The 19,567-nt window shown below is 55.2% G+C and carries 17 protein-coding genes and 2 pseudogenes; 12 read left to right on the top strand and 7 right to left on the bottom strand.

Features of this window, described 5'->3' with window-relative positions; translation table 11 throughout:
- Positions 1-43 precede the first annotated feature (43 nt).
- Positions 44-559, top strand: coding sequence for a single-stranded DNA-binding protein (locus TKWG_RS18105; protein ID WP_148274584.1), 516 nt, complete (start codon positions 44-46; stop codon positions 557-559).
- A 64-nt stretch (positions 560-623) separates the two neighbouring features.
- Here TKWG_RS18105 and TKWG_RS18100 read toward each other — a convergent pair whose 3' ends face one another.
- From TKWG_RS18100 to hmpA, 3 genes are all read right to left on the bottom strand, one after another.
- Positions 624-2,042, bottom strand: a complete 1,419-nt coding sequence (locus tag TKWG_RS18100) for an amino acid permease (RefSeq protein ID WP_014752220.1) — start codon at positions 2,040-2,042, stop codon at positions 624-626.
- Between the two features lie 216 nt (positions 2,043-2,258).
- Complete coding sequence (locus TKWG_RS18095; protein ID WP_014752219.1) at positions 2,259-2,879, bottom strand: trimeric intracellular cation channel family protein; 621 nt, start codon at positions 2,877-2,879, stop codon at positions 2,259-2,261.
- 293 nt (positions 2,880-3,172) lie between these two features.
- The gene (gene hmpA / locus TKWG_RS18090) at positions 3,173-4,396 is read right to left on the bottom strand and encodes an NO-inducible flavohemoprotein (RefSeq protein WP_014752218.1); all 1,224 of its coding nucleotides are present in this window, start codon (positions 4,394-4,396) and stop codon (positions 3,173-3,175) included.
- A 273-nt stretch (positions 4,397-4,669) separates the two neighbouring features.
- Between hmpA and TKWG_RS18085 the strand changes: the two genes are divergently transcribed.
- The 4 genes and pseudogenes from TKWG_RS18085 (at position 4,670) to TKWG_RS18070 (ending at position 8,537) form a co-directional block, all read left to right on the top strand.
- Positions 4,670-5,173: an Rrf2 family transcriptional regulator gene (locus TKWG_RS18085; RefSeq protein ID WP_081489412.1), complete on the top strand. Its 504-nt coding sequence runs from the start codon at positions 4,670-4,672 to the stop codon at positions 5,171-5,173.
- 177 nt (positions 5,174-5,350) lie between these two features.
- Entirely contained in the window at positions 5,351-6,325 is a 975-nt protein-coding gene (locus TKWG_RS18080) for a Bug family tripartite tricarboxylate transporter substrate binding protein (protein WP_014752216.1), read from the top strand.
- 7 nt (positions 6,326-6,332) lie between these two features.
- Positions 6,333-7,894 (top strand): annotated as a pseudogene (locus tag TKWG_RS18075) (sulfatase-like hydrolase/transferase).
- Between the two features lie 157 nt (positions 7,895-8,051).
- Positions 8,052-8,537 carry a thermonuclease family protein gene (locus TKWG_RS18070; RefSeq protein WP_014752215.1) on the top strand — a complete coding sequence of 162 codons (486 nt, stop codon included), beginning with the start codon at positions 8,052-8,054 and terminating at the stop codon, positions 8,535-8,537.
- Here the strand turns inward: TKWG_RS18070 and TKWG_RS18065 are convergent.
- Complete coding sequence (locus tag TKWG_RS18065; RefSeq protein ID WP_014752214.1) at positions 8,534-9,685, bottom strand: glycosyltransferase family 4 protein; 1,152 nt, start codon at positions 9,683-9,685, stop codon at positions 8,534-8,536. The two genes, TKWG_RS18070 and TKWG_RS18065, sit on opposite strands and share 4 nt — an antisense overlap.
- A gap of 419 nt (positions 9,686-10,104) precedes the next feature.
- A complete protein-coding gene (locus TKWG_RS18060) occupies positions 10,105-10,317 on the bottom strand; it encodes a type II toxin -antitoxin system TacA 1-like antitoxin (RefSeq protein ID WP_014752213.1) in 213 nt (70 codons plus the stop codon).
- 166 nt (positions 10,318-10,483) lie between these two features.
- Between TKWG_RS18060 and TKWG_RS18055 the strand changes: the two genes are divergently transcribed.
- Together TKWG_RS18055 and TKWG_RS18050 are read left to right on the top strand one after the other, a co-directional pair.
- Positions 10,484-11,173, top strand: a complete 690-nt coding sequence (locus TKWG_RS18055; protein WP_014752212.1) for a type 1 glutamine amidotransferase domain-containing protein — start codon at positions 10,484-10,486, stop codon at positions 11,171-11,173.
- Positions 11,174-11,332: 159 nt separating this feature from the next.
- Positions 11,333-12,637: a M20/M25/M40 family metallo-hydrolase gene (locus TKWG_RS18050; RefSeq protein WP_014752211.1), complete on the top strand. Its 1,305-nt coding sequence runs from the start codon at positions 11,333-11,335 to the stop codon at positions 12,635-12,637.
- A gap of 156 nt (positions 12,638-12,793) precedes the next feature.
- On the opposite strand, the gene TKWG_RS18045 is transcribed toward TKWG_RS18050, so the two are convergent.
- Complete coding sequence (locus tag TKWG_RS18045) at positions 12,794-13,288, bottom strand: methylated-DNA--[protein]-cysteine S-methyltransferase (protein WP_014752210.1); 495 nt, start codon at positions 13,286-13,288, stop codon at positions 12,794-12,796.
- Positions 13,289-13,587: 299 nt separating this feature from the next.
- Here TKWG_RS18045 and hmgA point away from each other — a divergent pair, with 299 nt between their 5' ends.
- From hmgA to TKWG_RS27350, 5 genes and pseudogenes are all read left to right on the top strand, one after another.
- Positions 13,588-14,940: a homogentisate 1,2-dioxygenase gene (gene hmgA / locus TKWG_RS18040; RefSeq protein ID WP_014752209.1), complete on the top strand. Its 1,353-nt coding sequence runs from the start codon at positions 13,588-13,590 to the stop codon at positions 14,938-14,940.
- Positions 14,941-15,058: 118 nt separating this feature from the next.
- Positions 15,059-15,370 carry a phasin family protein gene (locus TKWG_RS26215; RefSeq protein ID WP_014752208.1) on the top strand — a complete coding sequence of 104 codons (312 nt, stop codon included), beginning with the start codon at positions 15,059-15,061 and terminating at the stop codon, positions 15,368-15,370.
- Positions 15,258-15,491 carry a TIGR01841 family phasin gene (gene phaP, locus TKWG_RS26210; RefSeq protein ID WP_264300324.1) on the top strand — a complete coding sequence of 78 codons (234 nt, stop codon included), beginning with the start codon at positions 15,258-15,260 and terminating at the stop codon, positions 15,489-15,491. Before TKWG_RS26215 ends, phaP begins: the two co-directional genes overlap by 113 nt.
- A 234-nt stretch (positions 15,492-15,725) precedes the next feature.
- Positions 15,726-16,991, top strand: a complete 1,266-nt coding sequence (locus tag TKWG_RS18030) for an MASE1 domain-containing protein (protein ID WP_171815184.1) — start codon at positions 15,726-15,728, stop codon at positions 16,989-16,991.
- 43 nt (positions 16,992-17,034) lie between these two features.
- Positions 17,035-18,368: pseudogene (locus tag TKWG_RS27350) on the top strand (HdeD family acid-resistance protein).
- Positions 18,369-18,539: 171 nt separating this feature from the next.
- On the opposite strand, the gene TKWG_RS18020 reads toward TKWG_RS27350, so the two are convergent.
- Positions 18,540-19,526, bottom strand: a complete 987-nt coding sequence (locus tag TKWG_RS18020) for an Lnb N-terminal periplasmic domain-containing protein (RefSeq protein WP_014752205.1) — start codon at positions 19,524-19,526, stop codon at positions 18,540-18,542.
- Positions 19,527-19,567 lie beyond the last annotated feature (41 nt).

Genomic DNA, 19,567 nt, shown 5'->3' with positions numbered 1-19,567 from the left:
TTGCCGCTGCCGGGGGCGCCTGCTGGCGTGCGCCTGGCGTGGCTTGAACCGAGTTAAACAGGGGCGGCGCAGGGTCGCCCTTTTTGCTTTTGACGATGTGGAGCGCGCGATGCAACGATATCTGAATGAAATGACTGTGCTGGGTGACCTGCTTGCTGATCCGTGCCTGCACTATTTTCCCGATGGTACGGCCGTACTGCGTATCACCCTTGAAACCCGCAGCGAGCAGCGTGACGAATATACAAATGAAATCGTCATAAGCAGCGAACATCATGACGCCGTACTGTATGGAATTCAGGCAGAACAGGTGGCATGGTCCATGCACCAGGGAGACGCGCTGTGGTTATGTGGTCCGCTACGGCGCCGGCATTTTCTGGATGGTGTAACGGGTCGCAGCGGCACGGTCTGCGAGATTGAAGCAAGGCAGATCAACATCTTGCGGGTAAAGCAAAGTTATCTCTCGCCGCTTTTGGCATTCTGCCCTGACTGGCGCCCAACCAACGGCCAGAGCAATAACGGCTTACGCAGCCAAACCCAGGTATCGGGCAGGGCTGCGTAAGTGAATAAAAGTACAAGGGATCGGACGGGGATCAGGTAACGGTCTTGTGCCTGATCCTGTTGTACTAGCGTTCCAGCACTCCGCGAGTGATCGCTGGTTCAAATGTCTTTTCCTTGCGCCAGTATCTGGACAATAGAAAGCCTAGCGCGCAGATAACAAGACTGATCAGGCCGAACCAGAACGCCTTTTTCTGCTCGGGCAAAAACGCCATGGCGCCAAGGATGCTGAGCATACCGGCAATGGCCAGATAACTCAGATACGGAAAGCACCACATGCGAACCCGGATACGTTCGGGGCAGTTCTGTTCCATTCTTCTGCGCAACCTGATGTGGGATACGGCAATCAGGATATAGACCACCAATGCCACCGTGCCATAAGACTCCACGAGAAATGGAAAAATACCGTCGGGGGAGTAGTAAGACACGACAATAGCCGCATAGCCGAACAGCGTGGAAAAAATAATGGCGCGTATCGGCACACCGTTTTCCGACACGCGGGCCAGCGCCTGTGGTGCATCACCGTTGCGGGTTAGGGCAAATATCATGCGAGAAGCGGCATAAAGGCCTGAGTTCAGACATGAGAGCACGGCCACCAGAATGACTGCGTTCATGATGTGCGGTGCGTAAGGGATCTGCATGACCTGCAGTGCGCTTACATAAGGGGTGGAGATGGCCTCGGAGTTCCAGGGCACCAGGCAGACGACGAAAAATACCGAACCGACATAAAAGAATAGCACGCGGCTGATAACCGAATTAGTTGCCTTGGCCACGGACTTGGCCGGATCGGCAGTTTCTGCAGCGGCAATGGTGACAATTTCCGCGCCGAAATAAAAGCCTGTTGCCGCGACGGCGCCGGATAGTACGGGCCCCCAGCCATTGGGCATGAAGCCGCCGTGATTGAGCATTTCACCCAGCCCCACCGCCTGATGGTTGGGCCACATACCCAGCAGGAACAGCCCGCTCAGAAACAGAAACACCACAATCGCGGCCACCTTGATCGAGGAGAACCAGAACTCGAATTCTCCATAGGATTTGACCGAGAACAGATTGGTAACGGTCAGAACGGCCATCAGCGTGAGACTGATTTCCCAGGAAGGAATATTGGGCAGCCAGAACTGGATGAGCTTGGCGCCGGCAATCGCTTCGATCGCCACCACAATCACCCAGAAGTACCAGTACATCCAGCCGGTCATAAAGCCGGCAAACTCGGCCTTGCCAGGTTGCTCGCGGAAAGCGCTGCGGGCGTATTCGTAAAACGAGCCGACGACCGGTAGCGAGGAAGCCATTTCGCCGAGCATGCGCATGACCAGAATAATCAGGATGCCGGTAATCAGAAACGAAATAAGGGCCGCCGGGCCTGCATTTTTTACCACGACCGAACTGCCAACAAACAGCCCGGCTCCGATCACACCGCCAAGTGCAATCATTGACATATGCCGCGGCTTTAACGAGTGCTGCAGCTGGTTTTTACTTTCAATATCCATCAATTGTCTCCTGTATACACGCTTTTATTATTTTTGCTTTGGGAGACGAATGTACAGGTAATAAAGCAGCAGATACAGAGCCAGATGGGCGTAATCTATGGATCCACGCGGCGGCTTTGCCTGTGGGCGTAGGGGTATTTACTAGGGTAAAAACGGTTGGAAACGCCGTAGGCGTCGCCCGGCTACAGAGCTGTCCGCCTTCCTGCGCTCGAACGCTCAGTGCCCATCGCGGTTGTAAATGAATTTGGGCATATTCCACTTGAAGCGCAAGGCCAGCATACGCAGGCTCAGACCCGACAGCAGCGCAATGGTCATGACCAGCTCATGATTCAGACCAAAATGCAGGCCGGCAACATACAACAAGCCGGTCATGATCGATACGCTTGCATACAGTTCGCTGCGAAACAGCAGAGGGATATCGTTGCACAGGATATCGCGCAGAACGCCGCCCACGCAGCCGGTGAGCATCCCCGAAATAATCACAATTACCAACGGCAGCTTCAGCTCCAGCGCCACATTGCAGCCGATGATGGTAAATACGACGAGCCCCACTGCGTCCAGGAATAGAAACAGGTGATATAGGCGATGCATGATGCGCGCCACCGCGATGGTGGCCAGGGCAGCCACGGTGGTGATGATCAGATAATGCGGATGCGCAACCCAGGTCAATGGATGATGGTCCAGAACAATATCCCGAACTGATCCGCCGCCCAACGCAGTAATACATCCCAGCAGGCACACGCCGAGCCAGTCCATGCTGCGGCGACCGGCCGCCAGCGCAGCGGTCATGGATTCGGCAATAATAGCGACGACATAAAGTACGGACAGGATAATCATATGACCCGGGTGCGCGGCCAGGACATGTTGTGCCCTGGCGTGTTGATTACGTTATCCGATTATATCCCGGGGTATGCAAGCTGCTGCGATATACAGCGAGCGCGGGTATTGCGCCCGCCATAAAGCCTGGTCAGCCGCTGATGCTGCTCGCCCCGTTCACGCAACCTGTAGGTGCAGTAGGAGAGGTGCGGAGCCACTGCAGGCTTGTCGGGCCAGTGGCAATAACTGATTGCGCTTGCCAGGTGGGTCCTTGCGGAACATCGCAGTGCACTGCTTGCCCGCGCAAGTACATCTCAGGCGGCAAGCAGTTCGTCGGTCGGACCGAAGAATTCGTAATGAATGCGCTCCGCGGGTACGCCTTTGGCAGCCAGCCCGTTGACAAACACCCGCATGAACTCCTTAGGGCCGCAAATGTAATAATCCGCGTCCTGTACCGGAGTGTTGCGGGTCAGCCAGTCAAGCGAAATCATGCCCGATACGTCGTGATTTTCTCCAGCCAGGTCGGTAGCCTGCGGCTCGCTATAGAAGGTCGACACTTTTGTATGGGCCAGTTTGTGGGCCAGCGTCTGCACATGCTGGCCCATGGCATGGGTCTGGCTGTTCATCGTGCTGTGCACGTAATGCACGTGTAGCTGCGGGTGTTGTTGATAAATGGTCTCAAGCATGCTGACCATGGGTGTCAGGCCCACACCGCCCGAGAGCAATACAATCGGCCGTACGGGGCTGTCAGGCAGATAAAAGTCGCCTGCCGGTGGTGTTATTTCAAGTGTGGTACCGACCCGGACGTGATCGTGCATGAAGCGTGAACCGCCCTGGCTGTCTTGTGCACGCTTGACGGAAATCCGATAGTACTGATCATTGGGAGCGCAGGAAATGGAGTAGTTGCGCTTGATGCCGGCTTGCTCCGGTGCGTTAAAGCGAAAAGTAATGTATTGGCCGGGCTTATGCCGGATAACCGGCCCGCCGTCGACCGGCCGCAAAATGAATGAGGTAATGGTGCTGCTTTCACGAATCTTTTCGCTGACCACAAAGTCGCGCCAGCCGGTCCAGCCGCCAGGTGCCTGCTCTATGGTCTCGCGCAGCGCGCTTTCCCTGTTTTGCAGAATGCCAGCCAGGAACCAGTAGGCCTGGCCCCAGGCCTGAAGTATTTCATCTGTAGCGGCTTGGCCCAGTACATCCTTGATCGCGCCCAGCAGCGCTGTAGCCACGTAGGGATAGTGCTCGGGCAGAATGTGGAACCCGACATGCTTGTGTGCGATGCGCTCGACCGCTGGCAGCAATGCACCCAGATTGTCGATATTTTCCGCATAAGCCAAAATGGCCCCCGCCAGCGCATTGATTTGTTGGCCATTGGCCTGGTTCGCGTGATTGAACAGGTTACGAATATGTTCATCCTTGAAAAGCCGGTCATACATTTTTGCAGTAATGGCTGCACCATGCGTCTGCAAGGCAGGCACGGTGGCTTTTACAATGCGGATGGTATCGGGATCCAGGGCGGTAACGGCGGGTTGAGACATAGCAGGAGCTCCTGTAGTGGGTGGGGTGGCTCAGCCCGACAGCGTTGCGGTCGGGCGATCAATGAAAAGCATGGCCTGGACAATGACAGATATGAAAATTTCACATGTAGATATTTCAGATGTGTTCGCGGTACATGTGGGGACTGGGAGCCGCCATTGTCTTTATAACATTCATTTTAAATGCATCTTATTGCAAATAATTTTAATATGCAAGTCAGATGAATGTTATATTGCATATTTATTGCAACAGTAAAAGCGCATGCCGAGGTCTATATGAGACTGACTCAATACTCAGATTACGCACTGCGGGTACTGATTTTTCTGGGCTCGCGAGACGATGGGCTTTCGTCCATCGCCGAAATTGCACGTGCCTACGACATTTCCCAGAATCACCTGATGAAGGTGGTACAGCATTTGGGACAATTGGGCTATATCGAAACGCTGCGCGGTCGCAACGGGGGCATCAGGTTGGGATTGCCCGTAGAGCAAATCGTCATAGGCCAACTGCTGCGTCATACTGAAGGCGATATTGATCTGGTCGATTGCTCGTCCTGTGCCATCGCAGGCCCCTGCAAACTGCCCTCGATGTTCCGTGAAGCAACCCAGGCATTTCTGGCCGTGCTGGATAAATACACATTGCACGACTTGCTGGGACAACGTAGCGAGCTACGCGATTTGCTGCACTTGTCCACAGCGGAACAACCGTTAAGGCGGGCGCCAGGCCGGCCCTTCATTGAAATTGCTGGCAGCCCCCAGCCCCCAGCCCCCAAAGCTTAAGCTGCGCACGGCGCTCCTTCTGTTTTTCCTGGCTTTCCCGTCGCCAATGATCCGTTTCATACGCGCTATCTGCCGGCAATTCCGCTAGAATAATGACCTTATCCATGCTCTGTTGCTACTGTGCACGCCGGTTGTGGCTGGCGCAACATGGGCTATAACGAAAATAGGGAGACTCAAATGTTGAAACGTATCGGGCCATGGTTGCTGGCTGCCGGGTTGCTGCCGGCGACGCTGACCGCATGGGCGCAGCCGGCCAGGTTTACGGAGCCGGTCACCCTGACGGTCGGGTATGTTCCCGGCGGGGCAAGCGATAACGCAGCGAGGATTCTGGCCAGGGCGCTGGCCAAGGAAATCGGGGTTCCCGTCATTGTGGAAAACAAACCAGGGGGCGGAGGCAGGATTGCTGCGGCTGACCTGAAAAATACAAAAAAAGGTGTGAACGTTCTGATGTTGGGCAACCCTGCGGTCACTGTGATTGCGCCGATTGTTTTTTCGGATCTCAATTACAACCCGCAAGCCGATTTCAAACCAGTCTCTCTTATCACCGACTATAGTTTTGCGCTTGGCGTGCCGGCCTCCAGCAAGGTCAATACAGTCGAGCAGTTCGTGCAATGGGCCAAGGCCAACCCGCAGCAGCTTAACATCGGCGTGCCTGCAACGGGTAGCCTGCCGCACTTTTTTGGTCTCATGCTGGCCGACAAACTCGGGCTGAAGCCGGAAATTGTCGGATACAAAGGGTCATCGCAATTGCTCACAGATCTGGCGGGCGCCAATATTCCGGTTGCCATCGATACGCTGGATACTTTCATTCCCATGGCCAAAAGCGGCAAGGTGAAGGTGCTGGGTGTTTCCAGCGAAAAGCGGGACGACAGCCTGCCCGATGTTGCGCCATTTCACGAGTCCGGGATCGATATCCGCGCGACAGGCTGGAATGCCGTTTTTGCGCCGTCCTCCATGGATGACGAGGTTGTGACGTATCTGGGCGATGCCATCAGTAAAGTCATGGGTGATGCGACAGTTCAGAAAGAAATCCGCTCGGTCAATCTCGTTCCGGTACAGGCCAATGCCGAGCAAACGCGCAAGGCCATTGATGCATTCAGGCAGCAATGGGAACCGGTAGTTCGCGATTCCGGCTTCAAGGTAGGCAAGTAAACAAGAAATGGCAAAAGTAAAAAACGTATTGTTCATCATGGCCGATCAGCTGCGGGCCGATCACCTGAGTTGTTATGGACATCCGCATTTGCAGACGACGCATATTGACAATCTTGCCAGGCGGGGCGTCCTGTTCGAGCAGGCCTTCGTCAATTCGGGCGTGTGCGGCCCGTCACGGATGAGCTATTACACTGGTCGCTATCCGTCCACGCACGGCGCAACATGGAATCGTGTGCCCTTGTCCATTGAAGAAGTGACCCTGGGCGAGTATCTGAAGGCACGCGATATTGATCTGGTGCTTGCCGGCAAGACCCACGTGATGCCGGATAACCATGGGCTGGAGCGCTTGAATATCGATGGGCAGAGCGAGCTCGGCGTGCTTTTGCGGCAAGGCGGCTTTGTGCAGCTTGACCGCTATGACGGTCATCATGAGCCCGGGGCAGAAAGCGGTTATCCTGCGTATCTGAAAGCGCAGGGTTACGATAGCAAGGATCCATGGACAGATTATGTCATTGCGGTAGAAGATGACCAGGGCCAGGCGCAAAGCGGCTGGCATATGCGCAATGTCAATTTTCCTGCCCGGGTAAAAGAAGAGCATTCCGAAACTGCCTATATGACCAATTGCGCACTATCGTATATGCAATCGGCCGGTGATAAACCGTGGGTGATGCATTTGAGTTACGTCAAACCGCACTGGCCTTATGTGGCCCCGGCGCCGTATCATGCAATGTATACGCCTCAGCAGTGTCTGCCCGTGCGCCGGACCGAGCATGAAAAAGAACATGCGCACCCGGTGGTGCAAGCCTATCGCCAGCAAGAGGAAAGTCTCAGTTTCTCCAGCGACGAATGTGTGGCGCGGGTGCGTCCGGCTTATCAGGGACTGATCAAGCAACTGGACGACCATTTGGGCAGGCTTTTCGCTACATGGAATCTGCGGGCCTGATGGATAACACACTTGTCATCATCACTGCAGATCATGGCGACCTGCTGGGCGATCACTGGCTTGGCGAGAAGGAGCTGTTCTACGATGCCGTGCAACGGGTGCCGTTGATCATCTATGATCCTTCAGAGCAGGCCGATGCCACCCGTGGGCGACGCGAATCAAGGCTGGTGGAAAGCGTGGACATTGTGCCAACGATATTGGCGGCACTGGACATGCATATTCCTGCCCATCGAGTTGAGGGACGGCAGCTTCAGTCGCTCGTCCACGACCAGGCGATAGACTGGCGCGATTGCGTCTTTTCGGAACTGGATTACAGCTATCGTGAGGCCAGACTGACCTTGGGCAAATCCACAGGCGAATGCCGGGCGTGGTCGGTGCGTACAGACCGGTGGCGTTATGTTTACTGGAGTACCGAAAGACCCCAGTTGTTTGACCTGCAGAATGATCCTCATGAATTTAATGATCTGGGGGATCACCCAGACTACGAACCGATCAGGCAACAAATGAAACAGCGGCTGCTGGACTGGTTTGCCGGCCTTAAACGGCGCACGACCGTGACCGAAGAGGAAGTGGACAAACAGACGAATAAATACAAGCAGGCCGGCGTGTTTTATGGGCAGTGGTAAGTGAGCTCGACGTGATGGCTTTAGCGGGATTGGCCTGTGCGATGGACAACAGGCCTGGCAGCTCATTGGCGGCGGTAAGCAATACAGCAGGCGGCTGCACATATATCTGTAGCATGGGTCTGACTGGCGATGCAATTGGTTGCCAGGATCACATGTAATGACAACTGAAATATTGCGCTGTCTGATAGCGATTCTTGTGATCGCACCGGCACCGTCGGTGTTCGCGGCCACCTGGCTTGAAGGCTGGGTAGTAGGAGTTTCTGACGGCGATACGTTAACCATCCTGGATCAGGCCAGGCAACAGCACAAAATCCGGATGGCTCAGATTGACGCACCGGAATCGGGCATGCCATATGGGCGCGCTGCCAAAAAGTTTTTGTCTGATGCCGTTTATCGCAGGACCGTGATGGTGCAGGCGGGTGAGCGGGACCGCTATGGACGGGTGCTTGGCACCGTTTATCTGGATCAAAAAAATATCAATATGCAAATGGTAGCCAATGGCTACGCATGGGCCTATCGTAACTATGTTACAGACACTGCGTATTGCGAAGCGGAAGATCTGGCCCGACGCCTGCGTCGCGGCTTATGGGCTGAAAAAGAACCGGTACCGCCCTGGCAGTGGCGTCGCCTGAAACAACGCTAACTAATGGTTGCGGCCTGATGTGGGCGTGCGCGGCTTTGCAGAGCCTGGCGATACACAGTTTCCGTCGCGCTGATGAATTTTTCCTGGTCGAAACGCAGTTCACTTTTGCTGCGGGCCGCCAGTCCCATAGCGCGCAGGTCGTAATGGCCCTGAACAATTTGCGCCAGCAGGGCGGCCAACGCTTGCGGATCGCGCGGGGGAATCACCCAGCCGTCCGTGTCGGCGTCAATATTTTCGGGAAGCCCGCCTTGCCGGGTCACGATGACCGGTTTGCCCATGGCCATCATCTCACGGCATGCGAATGATATTGTTTCAACACGATAGGATAGGACGAAACCGACATCGATGGCGGCGATAAAGGGTCGGACATCGTCCAGATCGCCGACGAAGCTGATGTGCCTGTTCATGCCCAGTTGTTGCACTTCATCCAGCAGTTTTTGCGGGGCGCGGGGGCCGGCGACCGCAATATGCAGGCGATCGATCTGGCGCGGGTCCAGCTGCGCCAGCGCCCGCACCATGTCTATCCAGCCCTTGTACTCTGTCGTACCTGCATTGCTGCCCAGCAGAATGCGAGAATCTTCGGCTGAGCCCAGAATGGATTGGCGCATCGAGCGAAAATCGCCGCCGTTGTGGGCGCTGAAGTAATCGGTATTAATGCCATTGTGCACAGTGGTGATGCCGGCCCGATCGTAAGGGCCGCCAGCCAGCTGATCGGCGACAAAATCACATACGGCAATGCAGTGATCGGTCCCGAAACGGGCGCGCAGCCGTGAGCCGATAGAGTCGGTTGCATGGTCGTTGTGCTTGGTGAAAATGATTGCAGGCTTGCGACGCAACCCCAGCATGGCAAGCATGACCAGCCGGTGATCCGCAGTCCCGTTAACGTGAACTACATCATATTGACCGTTGCGCAGAATATTGCGCAGGTGAGCGGCTGCGGCTGGCAATTGGGGTAGTTTACTGGGGTAATCCTGGGCGTATGTCTGGACTCCGGTCATTGCATTTGCAATACGGTAGAGGGCGCTTTGGGCAGGAACGGCAACGCCGATATCGTGATGAGGGGCCAGGCCGGCGATCAACCTGCTAATGTAAGACGTATGGCCCCCAATGCCGGGGCTGGTGTGAAAGTTGGTATACAGTATTTTCATTTGTTGGCTGAAGTTCCCGGTTGATCTGGATTAATTACCTTGTGGATGATTCCCATTGGCAAGAGGATCCATGATCAATGTCAGGGATGATTGTGCATAGCACAAAGCATACTCCCGCCCTCATGAGCGACCCGCCAGCCGTAACCGTAAGAAAGATTCTTGAGTGCCACAGCGCAGGAAAATATGTAATAAAGCGTGGCACTTGTGTCAATCGTTTCGGCATGCACCAAAAGCAGGCAGAGGGCGGTCAGGCGCCGGTATCATAAAGGTCGGCCGTATCAGTTTCTTTAAGCTTAATGTCAGTAAAAAAAAGAGTCATATATGCAAAAAACGGCTGTCCTGCGCTGGCGCCGGCAAACTTTGTATACGTGTTGTCCTTAACATCTTGATGCGCTTGCACTGGTTCTGCGTAAAATCTATTAACGTATGCTCTCAAGCTTGGTTTCGGGCGCCAGTGCTGCCGGGGCGCCTGAATGCAAGGCGCTACGGGCCGCTTCCCTTGCCGCTACGACGATAAAGTCGCTGCGCGTCATGCCGCGCGCGCTGGCAGCGCGATCGATCAGCATAATATCGTCATTTTTGATACGCAGATTGCATGCATCGCGTCTGCGGTTGGTCGATTGCGTATTCATGATGGCTCCAGTCTGTGCGCAAGGCGGTCTGTGCAGCTGGTGTCATTGTAGGCGGCGCATCTTTCAGCAATTTGACAGTGTTTTCCTGCCGCGCATGTGATAATGGCTCGTTCCTTGGCTCTGTTTTTCGCAATGCTATTATTGAATGATACAACAGGAGAATATGATGAAGATTTTGATGATCCTCACCTCACACGCCACCCTGGGAGCGACGGGCAAACCAACCGGCTTCTGGCTGGAAGAATTTGCGGCACCTTATTATGCATTCCTCGATAGCGGCGCCGACATCACGCTGGCGTCTCCACTGGGCGGGCAGCCGCCGCTGGATCCAAAAAGCGATGAGCCGGATGCCCAGACCGATGCGACCCGACGCTTCAAACAAGACCCGCAGGCACAGGCCGTGCTGGCAACTACGCAACGTCTGGCCCAAGTGAAGGCAGATTCGTTCGATGCCGTCTTTTTCCCCGGGGGGCATGGGCCTTTATGGGATCTGGCGGAAAACGGCTATGTCATGGCGTTGATCAAAGACTTTTATGCAAGCGGCAAGATCGTGTCGGCGGTCTGTCATGCGCCCGCTGTGTTTCGCCACGTGAAAACAGCAGAAGGTCAGTTTCTGGTTCATGATAGAAACGTGACCGGTTTCAGCAATGCAGAAGAAGCGGCGGTGGGGCTGACCGATGTGGTGCCCTTTCTGGTTGAAGATATGCTCAAAGACCATGGCGCACGCTACACCAGTGGCGATGATTGGCAGCCGCATATTGTTGTCGACGGAAGGCTGATTACAGGACAGAATCCGGCCTCTTCAGTTGGTGTGGCCGATGCGGTAATCCGGCAATTACAGCAGAATAAGTCATAAAGTATCGCGTGTCGGTGTGCGCTGGCGCATCGCTTGGCGGTACTGCTCGCATGTCTGCCGGTTTTACGGCGCCGTGATGGTAGCGTGCGCGGCGCGTTGCTGTAGACCAGAAAAAAACAATAGTTAAAAGATTTCAACGTGTTTTTGCAAGGAGGCAATATGAAACACAAACCCAGACCGTCACAATCACACACTACAGGATGGCAACTGGCCACCGGTACCGTGCTGGCACTGGCTGCCGGCGTCGTGCTGGCTGCGCCCGTGGCCAAGGTTCATGACCTGGCCAAGAGCGAACAGCAGGCCTATCTGGATACGCTGCGTGATCTGGTGCACATTGAGTCCGGCAGCCGGGATATTGAAGGGGTCACGAAAATAGCGGGGTTTGTGGCTGACCGGCTTAAGCAACTAGGCGCAGAAACGCAAATCATCGAACCTGCAGATGTCTATCGTATGGACGACACGCCCGAGAAAACCGGGCCGGTGGTGCATGCAACCATCAAGGGGAGCGGGCAATCAAAAATCATGATGATAGCGCATATGGATACCGTGTACCAGAAAGGCGACCTGAAAAACCAGCCGTTTCGTGTCGAAGGCGACAAGGCTTATGGTCTGGGTATTGCCGATGACAAACAGGGTGTGGCGGCCATCCTGCACGTGGTTGATATGCTGAAAAAGTTGAACTACAAGCAGTTTGGGACGGTCACTGTGGTCTTGAATTCTGATGAGGAGATCAGCTCTCCGGGCGCCCGTGCGCTGATCACGAAATTTGCCGAAGACCAGGATGCAGTGTTCTCGTTTGAGGGTGGTGGCAAAGACGGCGGCGTACGGCTGGCAACCAGCGGTATCGGCGCGGCGTATCTGAAAGTCCAAGGCAAATCGTCTCATGCGGGAGCACGGCCGGAAGGCGGCGTCAATTCACTGTACGAACTGGCGCATCAGGTATTGCAAATGAAAGACCTGTCCAGGCCCGAAGAGGGTCTCAAGTTAAACTGGACGCTGGCCAAAGTGGGCACGGTACGCAATATGATTCCCCCCGAAGCGACTGCGCAGGCTGATGCGCGGGCATTGAAGGTGCAGGATTTTGACGCACTGGAAAAAGCCATGCAGGAAAAAATCAAGAACAAGTTATTGCCGGAAAGCAAGGTAGAACTCAAGTTCGAAGTGCGACGCCCGCCGCTTGAAGCCAGCCAGATGAGTCGCAAACTCGCTGCGCACGCACAGGGCATTTATAAGAATGAACTGGAACTGGATATGAGTGTGGCCGACAAAGCAACGGGCGGAGGAACCGATGCGGCGTTTGCTGCCGTCAAAACCCGCGGGGGAGTGGTGGAAGGCTTCGGTCTGAGCGGATTCGGTGCCCACTCGAACAATGCCGAATATGTGCAGATTCCAACCATCGCGCCTCGTTTGTATCTGGCCACCCGTATGATCATGGACATATCCGAAGGAAAAATGACGCCCTGATGTTGTCTATCGGGGCAACCAGCGCGACAGGTTTTTTAGCCAATGTCGCGCAGTCTTGTTCGTAAGCGCATTTATCAAGTCACGCGTGGCATTGCAGGACTAAACGGGATTGATATCCAGCTTAGGCAGTACAGTTGACACGGCGTGGCCTGAAATCTATTGCGCCGGCATCGCCCGACTTTCCAGTTGCAGCAATGTGCGCTTGGCATCCAGGCCGCCTGCAAACCCGGTCAGCTTGCCCGAGCTGCCCACAACACGATGACACGGCGTGACTATGGATACGGGATTGCGCCCGACCGCCGCGCCAACGGCACGGGAGGCCGCAGGGTTGCCTGTCAATTCGGCAAGCTGCCGATAGCTGCGGGTCTGCCCAAACGGAATGGTCAGCAACAGCGCCCATACTTTTTGCTGAAATGGCGTGCCTTGCATATCCAGTTCGAGTTCAAAGCAATCACGCTTGCCTGCAAAATATTCCTTCAGCTGTGCTTGCGTTTTCTGCAGCACAGGATGCGTATTGTCACGTTGCAGACCGCTCAGCTTTACACGACCCGGTCTGTCGTTCTCCCATAGTATGGCGGCCAGGGCATTGTTTCTGGCAACCAGGGTGAGCTCCCCCAGAGGAGAGGGCATGATAGTGTATGAATAGGTCATTCTGATTTCTCCGGTTACGGGCCGATTCTGCAATATCACAGGCCAGTATAACGATGGCCAGCCTGGACATGATACTCGGCGTTCAGGTTTGAAAACAATGGTGTCACTATACTGCGATCCGGCATTGACCACACTCCGCGTCTTGCGCTTGAATCAGGCATATTTCAATGCATTTGCCGACGCTAGAGCATCATAAAAGAAATCACGCCATGTGGCGGCTGGGCTATACTTTCAGTAGCGATGATCATGCGAGGCACAATGATCACAAATGGAATAAACCGCCTACAGGAGCATACAGAATGAACCCGAACAGCCAGATTGATGCCGCTACCCGGCAGAATGTGTCCTCTAGCGGTGACGATCTTGCCTATCAGAGCGGCTTTGGCAATGAATACGCCAGCCAGGCTGTTGCCGGCGCGCTGCCGCAGGGCAGGAACAGTCCCCAGCATGGTCCGCGAGGCCTGTATACCGAACTGATTTCAGGGACTGCATTTACTGCGCCGCGTCATGAAAACCGGCGCACCTGGATGTATCGCCGCCAACCTTCGGTTGTTGCCGGGCATTATGAACCGTTTGAGCAGCCCTATTGGCAAACGGGGGCCGATCCGGCAATTGCCTTGCCTCCCGAGCCATTGCGCTGGGCGCCCTGGAGCAATGACCATCCCCAGGCTGACTTCATTGACGGCATGCGTACCATTGCAGCCAATGGCGATGCCGACGTGCAAAGCGGCGTGGCAATCCATATCTATATCGCCGATCGGCCGATGGCCCAACGTGCGTTTGTCAACGCAGATGGCGAGATGCTGATCGTGCCGCAACAGGGGACCTTGCTTATCACAACCGAAATGGGGCGGTTGCAGGTTCAACCCCGGGAAATAGTCATTATTCCCCGCGGTGTTGCGTTCAAAGTCGAGCCGATAGCGGACGACGGACAGCCGGCCCGGGGCTATGTCTGCGAGAATTACGGAGCGCAGTTCCGGTTGCCCGAGCTGGGGCCCATCGGTTCCAATGGCCTGGCCAATGCACGCGATTTTCTGGCCCCGGTTGCCGCTTTTGAAGACACGGCAGGCGAGTACGAACTGATCCGGAAATTCGGTGGTCGTCTCTGGCGTGTGTCGCTGCACAGTTCACCTTTCAACGTCGTAGCCTGGCACGGTAATCTGAGCCCGGTAAAGTATGACACTGCGCACTTCATGACAATTGGTTCTATCAGCTATGATCATCCTGATCCATCCATTTTCACCGTCCTGACTTCGCCCAGTGATACGCCGGGCACCGCCAACTGTGATTTTGTGATTTTTCCGCCGCGCTGGCTGGTGATGGAAGACACTTTCCGTCCGCCATGGTTTCATCGCAATTTCATGAGCGAGTTCATGGGATTGGTGTATGGCCAATACGATGCCAAACCGGGCGGATTTAAACCGGGCGGCGCCAGTTTGCACAACTGCATGGTGCCCCACGGCCCGGATGAAGAGTCCTATGGCAAAGCAACGGCTGCCGAGCTCAAACCGCAGAAACTGGATAACACACTGGCGTTCATGTTTGAAAGCCGTTATCGTCTTGTGCCCACCCGGTTTGCCATGCAGGGCCCCGAGCTTGATAAAAATTATATCGACTGCTGGATGGGATTGAAAGACCAGTTCGAGCGCTAAGCAAAATCCCGTAGCCGGTTGACCCATATGGCAGTCATCATTTTCCCGCGTGCACGCGTTTCATGTTAATTTACTGTGAAGTTCATCGCTATATATCTATAAACCAAGGAGACATGCCATGGCTAAAAGTACGAAAGACGACGCAAACCAGAGTGCAGGCAACCCTTTTGCTGAACTAAGCAAAATGTATGAACAATTTCAGGTTCCGGGACTGGATCTTGCTGCGATAGCAGACGCACGGCGCAAGGACGTGGACGCGTTGGTGCAGGCTAATAAGGCTGTGTATGATGGTATGCAGGCACTGGCCGCCAAGCAGGCTGAGATGTTCCGGCAGGCGATGGCTGATATTCAGCGCAGTTGGCACCGCGGGCACCAACCCTGCTGCGCAAACCGAACTGGCGCGCAAGGCCTACGAAAAAGCATTGGCTGATATGAAAGATCTGGCCGAGATCGCACGCCGATCCCAGACTGAAGCCATGGCCAGCATCAGTGAAAGGGCGACTCAGCATTTGCAGGAAATTCGCGAGATGGTCAAAAAGCAAACGGGGTAAGTTTTTTGTGACTGAAACGGGCGCCCGCCTTGGTTCGTTCAAGGCAAGCGCCTGTCACAGGGCAGGGGCGAATCGCCGGGCCTGGCGAATCCGGGCGGGATAGCCCGGCGTCCGGTGCCTCTCTGGCACCAGTTGCCGGGCGAGCAGTGACGTTGCCCATTCTCTAACCATCACGTCCGTGATATATTGCATGCATTGCAAAGTGTGACAACAATATACCGGGAACGTATGTCTGTGTTCGAGCCAAAAATCCGCGCTGCCGCCGCTGTCCTTGGATGGGCCGTCGTGTATTGGGCTGCCGCCTATCTCTCCCTGATGCTGGACGATCCGCTCTCGCACGTGGGTTTTGTCTGGTTTCCGGCAGGTATTGGCGTGGCCGCTTTTCTGGTCAGCGACTACCGCCGCTGGCCCTGGCTGCTGGCGGCGTTTTTTATTGCGCATCTGATTGCGGATATCAATTTCGGGCATGACATTGCCATCTCTGTGCCGCTTGCGGTTATTACGCTGGCTTCGGACATGACCACCGCCTGGGTCGTAAGCAGGTACGCTCAGAATAAAGACGGCTTGCAGATCGTGCTGCGCTGGATTGTCGCTACATTCGTGGTCACTGCGATTGCCGCGGTACTGAGTACCGCGTGGCTAACCTTGATTGCCAATGCGCCATTTGACGACCTGGTCTGGGTCTGGTGGGGGGCGCATGCCTCGGGCGTGCTCTACCTGACCGCCGTCGTGATGGGGTTACGCGGTTACCAGCTTGGGCATACCCACACCGGAACCAAAGCGCTCGTGGTGGGCGTGGCCGCCTTGGTATTGATGGCAGTTTGTGCATGGTTCATTTTCGATGCCGAGCAGATGGATATCACACGTCGTCATGCTCCCTGGCGAGCCACGCTGGTGTTTGCGCTGACAGCAATCCCCGTCGCTCTGGCCGTGGTAGCGGCCATTGCCTGCGGCAATCGTATGGGTTCGGCGGCCCTGCTATGCCTGGGCGCCATCGTTATCTATCATTCTTCGCAAGGCACGGGCCCGTTTTTCCTCAGATCGCTGCGGCCCGGGGAGTCACTTTTGCTGGCGCAGTGCTATTTGGTGGGTACCGCTTTGCTGATCGTTTTTCTGCGCGTCTTTACTCAGACAGTCAAGCGTTATGGCGCAGTTCAGGAGCAGCGCCAGGAAACGGCTTTCATGTACCGCCTGGAAGCCGCCAGCGGGCATATGGACTGGGACGGCCGCATCCACGAGGCGCTGGGAGCGGCCCCGGAAACCATGGGCAGCGTAGCGCAGATTCTGGCCTTGGCACACCCCGATGATCGTTCTACGCTTGCGGCCCTGCTGGCGGCAAATGATGGCAAATCAGGTATTGAACTGGCAGCCAAATTTCGATTGAAATCGTCGACATCCGAATGGATTTGGGTCCGCGCGACTGCGCCTGTCCTTATCAGCGAGCCAGACAAAGACATTCTGGTTGGTACCTGGCTGGTTGGGCAAGGGGGGCAATCATGATGCGTAAATCCAGTGCCAGCGTCGTGTTTGGCTGGAGCCTGTCATGATACAGATTGCTTTGCTGTTGTTTGGCGCCAGTTTCGTTCGTCGCAATGCGTACCTGCTGGGCATCATGGGCTTTTTGTGGCTACTGGCCGGGCTGGTGATTTTTGTGGATGCGTTCGATGGTGTTCGTTATTTTCCATTGACGCTATTCGGTGTGCTGCTGCTGATTGAAAGTGTGATTACCTTGAGCGTGGCCTCCAGCGGTATTGGCGCGCAAAAGGCGGTGCTGTATTTCAAGGGGGGCGGGTTCTTCCTGATTTCGCTGTTGATTCTTGCCAACGAAACCATCAGCAATATGCTGCTTGCCATTATCCTGGGCATGGCATATTTTGTGATGGGCCTATTACAGATGGCATCGGCATGGGTGGTTCGGTTTCCCAGCTGGCGTACGGCATTCGGATTCGGCCTGGCAAAAATCGGCTTTGCCCTATTCATGTTCGGCCTTATCCCAGCCACTATTCCGCAACGATTTCCGTCTTTATCGGCATCACCCTCATGATGGGCGGTCTTGTCACGCTGAACGTGTTTTTAAGGGCGCGTCAGTTAAAGGACGGCACATCTGTATTTGAGCTGTTCGTGCCTTCGGATGTGTTGCCCAAAATCCGCAAGTCGCAATTGTCACGGCCTGTCAATGACAGCACGCCGTCCGGCCAGATCCATAGCGAGCCTCTGACCGTGCATGTCTGGACCCCCGAAGGCTCATCCAAAGGCGCGCCTGTTCCGCGTCCGGTCATTAACCGGTATATAGCGGCAGTGGATATCAATGGCGTGATCTCCACGGGACATGCGGCGCTGGAGATGCTGCCTGACACCTATATCAGCCTTTATCCGGGTACCGATATTGACCGCTCTCCCTCCGAATTCTTTCGCATTCTCAAGGCGACCCGCGATAACGATGTTCCGGGACAATTCCAGCCGGATTACAGCACTGAATCACAGGCCTGGTGCCCATCAAACTGGCAGGTAAAATTCAATGCCTACAATCCGGACGGTTTGCAGCGGTTCTGGCAGGAGTACAGGCAGCATGAAATTTACAATCTGACTTACCGCAATTGTTCCAGTTCAGTCAGTTATGCGCTGGAGGCTGCGCTGGACGGTGCGCTGCATGACAGGGCTTCGCGCTCCTGGCAAGAGGTGTTGCGGGTCATGGTCATGCCCGAATTATGGATTGCGGCCCAGATCAGAAAACGTGCGACGACCATGGCCTGGACGCCGGGCCTGACACTGGACTATGCACGCGCGTTGCGCGCCGTGGTGCACCCGGTCGGTACGCCGTGGTTCGCTCGTTTGCTGCGCAAGAGCAAGGCATCGAATGTTTCCATTTCCGGGTAAGCTGGCGCACCTGTGCGCAGGGCCTTGTGGTGGACAAAGTTCCGCTTTATGGCGGCCTTATTTGATTTTATGATGTTCGCCCCGACAATCATCATAGGTCAGCGCGATAGCCGATCCTGCCCACTATCCTCATGATTCATCATGGCTTGGTCGAGCCGTTCACGCGGCAATTCAGATGCCTGGTACGCCGTCGCGGATAACGCGTGAATAATCGCTGCTATCGGAAAGCGCGCGTGCCCGATCTGTATAACGTCCGCGGCTGCGATATTCCTGGACCGAATCGGCGCCTCGCAAGGCGCCGACCTCGTACAGATACTCCGGCAAGTAGCCAGAAGCCAGCAGTCGCCAGTTCAGTGGCAGCCCGGGCACAATGCGATCCATCATCCGAAATATCAGCGTCGTACAATTGCCGGTGATGGTGTGATAAAAGCGTGGCGTGTGAATCAGCCGGTTGGCTTCGTCCAGATAGGCCAGCAGCAGCGATTGCCGTGCCGCGGGCGTCATATGCACACGATATAAATATCCGTCTTCCTGACGGATATTGCTGCGAACGAAAAGCACATCCTTTTCATCGGCCGCGACAATACTCAATTCATACATCTTGAAAAAACCACCCAGTTCAGAGAACGCATCGTCGACTTTACGGCGGATCTCGACTGAAAAAACCAGATACTGGTCGTCGCTGAAACCAAAAGAAACCAGGGCGTGCGCAATGGCCGGCCCGCTCCAGTAGGACAGGGCCAGGTCTACCGAGGCCAGTTTACTCAAATCGTACTGCCTGGTCTCCCATTGTTCGGTAAAGTGCTCGGGAGAATGCCATATGAAATTGCGTACGTTTTCAATCGTCATGGTGTTGCCGGCTAGCGAGCCGTGCACCTGCCTGGATACATCGGGTATCCAGTTGCGATCGTTGGAGGCGCGAATATTCCGCCACCAATACACCAGCGCCAGTATTGATAGGGTATAGGTGATGCCGGCGATCGTTTGCAACGGATCAATGTCAGGATAGAGCAGGGCGGCGATAAAGAGGGCGCTGACCAGCGTCCACAGCGTAATCAGCAGTAGGCGACGCGCTTTGTGCCTGGTGAACTGCACCCATAATGCCAGCGTGCCCCAGAGAAAAACGGCGATGACAATGAATGCCAACGTTATCATCATTATGATTATGGCCAGAGAAAACTTAGGTGAACCATATTACA

The organism is Advenella kashmirensis WT001, from assembly GCF_000219915.2.
In the GTDB taxonomy this organism is placed as follows: Bacteria; Pseudomonadota; Gammaproteobacteria; order Burkholderiales; family Burkholderiaceae_B; genus Advenella; species Advenella kashmirensis.
The sequence above is the reverse complement of the archived record's forward strand: the minus strand, read 5'-3'. Positions and strand labels throughout refer to the sequence as shown.